The organism is Faecalibacterium sp. An121 (genome assembly GCF_002160915.1).
In the GTDB taxonomy this organism is placed as follows: Bacteria; Bacillota; Clostridia; order Oscillospirales; family Ruminococcaceae; genus Faecalibacterium; species Faecalibacterium avium.
Genome location: NZ_NFLM01000052.1, coordinates 1 through 1,060 on the forward strand (window position 1 = coordinate 1; position 1,060 = coordinate 1,060).

The following is a 1,060-nucleotide window of genomic DNA, read 5'->3' on the forward strand; positions in this document are numbered from 1 at the left end:
GCCAGCAGAGGCATCAGGTGCAGGTAATTGACCCCGCATTCCTGGATGTAATCGAGATGGCTTTCCACCCCCCGCAGGGTGCCGCCGAAGTTGTGCACATACAGCATCATCCCCAGCAGGTCGTTCCGCTTGTACCAGTCCGGATCGGCCTCCCGGGCGGCGTCCCGGGCTTTCAGGGCGGCGGCGCGCTGGTCATAAGAGGACTGCATCACGGCAGAAAGTTCCTCCAAACGCTGCATGGCATCGGTGCGGCTGCTGTACAGTTCGCAGTAGAGCCATTTCAGCTCGTCCCAGTGTCGTGCGAAGCGGCGCAGATAGATTTCCTTCTCGCAGGTCGCGGCAGGCATGGTTTCATTCCTCCTTTTACATTCCGAGTTTCTTCATATCCTCCAGCGTCTGCAGGTCCGTTTGACGGTCTGCGGTGCGGTCGGAGGATTTTCTTTTGTACCATATAGTTTGTCAATAAAAAGCATCATGCCATCACTCCTCTGTGGTGGCAGAAAAGTTGCTGATCCAGCTCTCTTTGTGGAAAATCGCTCGCACCTGCATCGTGGAAGATTGTTTTGCGCACAAGCGTTTCAAAGCAAAGATGGTCCCCTGTGCCGTTTGGCACAGGGGGCCATCCGTCCGCCTTAGGGTGTATCTGAAAACTCCCTAACGCTGTTCTATTCTACCCAAAAGCCCCATCTGCCGCGTTGCATTCGCTTGCATTCCACCAAGGAGTGCAGCGCTCATGCGCCTTGCATCTGGCGCTTTTGGGCGAATATCCCAGCATTTTTGACTTCTCAGATACACCCTAGTGGGCATGGTATAACACACCAGGCTTTCTACAAAGGTCGTGTGCCAGGCCCCCTGCGCGGTTTCCCTGGATTCTTCCGGCCTGTCAACTCGCTCGGTTGGGCATACCTGACTACGCTTCCATCCTGCCCAGAACTTTCTCTACCTGTTCGGGTTCGGGCATCGAGCGGATGGCGCCCTTTTTGGTGGTGACCAGGTAGGCCGCGGCGTTGGCGAAGCGGAGCATCTGGTCGAGGTCCGGCCGAGTCAGACCCTCGATGCC

Annotated in this window: 1 pseudogene; it reads right to left on the reverse strand. The window is 56.6% G+C overall.

From position 1 onward, the window contains the following. A pseudogene (locus tag B5E66_RS12660) lies at positions 1-347 on the reverse strand (amylosucrase); the annotation flags it as partial. Between the last annotated feature and the right edge of the window lie 713 nt (positions 348-1,060).